This window comes from Paraglaciecola sp. (assembly GCF_030730205.1).
Taxonomy (GTDB): domain Bacteria; phylum Pseudomonadota; class Gammaproteobacteria; order Enterobacterales; family Alteromonadaceae; genus Paraglaciecola.
Map to the genome: position 1 here is coordinate 1 of NZ_JANQVQ010000163.1, position 3,103 is coordinate 3,103.

General features: G+C 37.8%; 4 protein-coding genes. All 4 read right to left on the bottom strand.

The features are described 5' to 3' along the window. Positions 1-72: 72 nt before the first annotated feature. Genes NWQ57_RS10975 through NWQ57_RS10990 form a run of 4 tightly spaced genes read right to left on the bottom strand, consistent with a single transcriptional unit; the run spans position 73 to position 2,883 of the window. Positions 73-1,167: a nucleotidyltransferase family protein gene (locus NWQ57_RS10975; RefSeq protein ID WP_306022192.1), complete on the bottom strand. Its 1,095-nt coding sequence runs from the start codon at positions 1,165-1,167 to the stop codon at positions 73-75. Then, a complete protein-coding gene (locus NWQ57_RS10980) occupies positions 1,164-2,060 on the bottom strand; it encodes an HprK-related kinase A (RefSeq protein WP_306022193.1) in 897 nt (298 codons plus the stop codon). The genes NWQ57_RS10975 and NWQ57_RS10980 overlap by 4 nt, the downstream gene beginning before the upstream one ends. A gap of 11 nt (positions 2,061-2,071) precedes the next feature. Next, positions 2,072-2,326 carry a hypothetical protein gene (locus NWQ57_RS10985; protein ID WP_306022194.1) on the bottom strand — a complete coding sequence of 85 codons (255 nt, stop codon included), beginning with the start codon at positions 2,324-2,326 and terminating at the stop codon, positions 2,072-2,074. Positions 2,327-2,346: 20 nt separating this feature from the next. Then, positions 2,347-2,883 carry a hypothetical protein gene (locus NWQ57_RS10990; RefSeq protein ID WP_306022195.1) on the bottom strand — a complete coding sequence of 179 codons (537 nt, stop codon included), beginning with the start codon at positions 2,881-2,883 and terminating at the stop codon, positions 2,347-2,349. Between the last annotated feature and the right edge of the window lie 220 nt (positions 2,884-3,103).

The following is a 3,103-nucleotide window of genomic DNA, read 5'->3' on the forward strand; positions in this document are numbered from 1 at the left end:
AACAGCCTAATGGTTACACAGAGCCGGTGCTGCATGCCAAGCGAAGAGAGATGAAGAATAAAAATTTTCAACTTAAGATTTCTTCGTTAAACCCTCTCCAAAAAGAAAAGTAGTAATATTGCGATAAATCTTAGTAAAACTATGTAATAGCAAAATATGGAGAGGCATTTTAATAAAGTGTCCTCTCAACAAGGCAAGGAAATTGGCTAAACCCAGAAATCTTACTTGAGCCAAAGGATGATGAGGTTGAAGTACTTTAAGATATAACCAATCATATATTAATAAAAATGGCTTATTAGGTAGGTACTCTTTTGAATTTCGTAACACGTCGGCGGGAATAGGAGTATTAAAAATAGCTTCGCTATACCTGCAAGCTAAAGCCAGTTCGAGAGAGAAACCACTTTTAAGGGCAAGGGTTTGTATATCTTCCCAAAATGTTGGTGTTTTACCGAATTCTGAGAACATGCAGTGCAAGTCACAAATATCTCGAAATGCATGATGATATTCTTCTTGAAAAAACAAATGTATAGCGCTATGTAAGGTCATAGCATGAACTGATAACACTTTGATACCGTTTTCTAAATAAATTAAATCCTCTGTGAATAAAGCGATATTAGGTGCTCTACCACTAATAATAGGTACCAGATTATGATGAACATCCAGTAAGGTCCCTCTCTGCGCATGCCTGATGGGAGGAATTTCATGAGCCCATTCTCTGTAATACTTCTGGTCATATTCGTCACTACTTTCAGGAAACCAACCATATACCAATAATTTTGTTTCAATTTTTGAAAGATCATTTTTAGCAACAAGCAAGTCGATATCAGAGAAAATTCGACCAATACCTACCTGGTAATCGCCTAAACAATAAGCCGCACCTTTTAAAAATAGAAGATGTGAATCGCTAACCGTTTCTAAAAGCTTAACTAATTGAATTGCCTCATAACGTACCTGCTGTTTTTGTAAACAAGCCTGCTTAATAGCACTGTTTAGGTGCTTCTCAACGAAACATGGATAGTTCTGTCCAACAATTTGAGAGGCTAATCTGGGCAAAATTGATGCGCGTCTAGCAATTCGGATTAAACATTCCCAATCTCGTTCATTTAGCCCTTTGGGGATATGCCCCTTAAGTAACGAAATCAAACAAGATGTATAATGAGAGATCATGGGGTAAAGATACCCTCTAGAAGAAACGCGCTCACCTCTTGTAAATCGTTATAATGTATTTCTACAGTATCGACGCTTTCAACAAGTCTTACTAATGCCTTAAATCCTTCCAAGCCTAAAACACCTTCGTTGAATGCATTGCCAGATAGCGATTGCAATGCATCACACTTTGAAAGGCTGTAAATGTCTAAGGGAATATCAGGAGAATATTTAGGTAGTATCACTGCACGAACTTTAACTGATTCTCTGATTCGATTAATGCTGTCAACAGGGGGTCTTATATGAGCCACATCACCTTTAGCAGTATCTTTTGCAATTGGTGATATAAACGCTTCAGGAAACCAGGAACGGAATAAATTAATAGAGTTATTTTTTAAACAAATTGGCCTTACGAATGGATGAACTTCACCAGTACTAAGATTTAAAACGGTCATCTCGTCAGACAAAATTCGCCAACCACTGAATGCTAAAAAGGCGCATAGTGTACTTTTTCCCGACCCTGGAGGAGCAGGGAAAATGAAAGCCTCGCCATTACGCTCGAGCACTGCACCATGAATCAATAAATGCTCGTGCATATATGAGGCCATGCACCAATTCATACCCCACTCTAACAGTGGATAAGATTGAGAAAAGGGCAATGGGAGAAAAGGAGTAATGTTGTCCTGAAAAAATGAAACTTGAGGTTTAAGCCAACGTCTCACAGACAGTGGACGTTTTACAGCTACTTGAAAATCAGCCCCTCTTGAGTCATCAAGCAACTCATAAGATGAGTACAACTTTAGGAATGTTTCTTGAACATTAACAATTGAAGATTGAACGCGAAAAGCAGCTACACCCAGATCAACGACAAGACCACTACTATCAAGTATCTGTTTGGCTTCTCCCCACTCCAAGTCTGCAACCTTCAACCCTTACCACCCTGCACTAAAATAAATTCGTTAATTAATACAGTCCAAACTTGTTCTAACTTATGATTTGGAGTATCGGGGTAGTAAAGACAAAATGAACTAAACGATAAATTTGTATGGGAACCAGATGTGATAAAATCAGCAAATATAAAATCTAACCTAACTGTTTGCCCCGTAAAAGGCACGTAAATCAGTAAACCGGAACTATCACTAGGCTGATACAAAACGACATCAGCCGCTAAATTAAACATAAATAATTGTTCGATTAACTTTAAAACCCAACGTAAGTATTTTCTAAGGCATTAATCAAAGCCATCTGGTTTAAACTTGCTTCACGTTCTAAATCTTGAGCATATAGAATTGCATTAGTATCAGAATTCAAAGGATAAAACCCATATAAAGCATTCAAATAACCAGCAACAAGATGTGCATCAATCGAGTTCGGGGCCTTTACTAAAATATTTTTTAAGGTTGGATCAACAATCAATGAGCCACTGCTTGTTCTATAACTCTCCACTGTTGATTGAAGAAAGATTTCGCTCCACTTACTTTGCAATTGCTCTTTAGTTGGGCTGATATTTTTTAAGGCCTTCCATTGTTCAGGGCTTCTCCCCGTCACAGTTGTGTTACAAATGGTCGACTGGTTTCCTGACAAATTACCTGAAACAGAACACCCATTCCCTGTTGCCCAAGAGGCTTTTAAAGGCAACGTAGAAGCCAAAGCGGCAACCGACCCTTTCACCAAAAATTTGCGTCGAGCCAAAGAACTTTTTTGCACAGGTGCCTTTTGATTATCGTCAATTTTCATATTTTCCATAAACCTTTGAATAATCGCTGAATGCCGCGTAATAATTACTTAGCAAAGCAAGAATAACGCCAACAAGTAAGCCTTTGATTTTAATAAATAAAATATTCTAACTATTTGCCGTATGTAAACGTTTCTGACACACGGTTTTTAAAACTAATTGCCAATATTATAACGCTGTTCCTTTGCGTAACGCCAGTTTTATCAAATAATCAATGGGAAT

Coding starts and splice junctions, on each gene's coding strand:
- NWQ57_RS10975 (WP_306022192.1), bottom strand. CDS start 1,167: ATGATCTCTCATTATACATCTTGTTTGATTTCGTTACTTAAGGGGCAT.
- NWQ57_RS10985 (WP_306022194.1), bottom strand. CDS start 2,326: ATGTTTAATTTAGCGGCTGATGTCGTTTTGTATCAGCCTAGTGATAGT.
- NWQ57_RS10990 (WP_306022195.1), bottom strand. CDS start 2,883: ATGAAAATTGACGATAATCAAAAGGCACCTGTGCAAAAAAGTTCTTTG.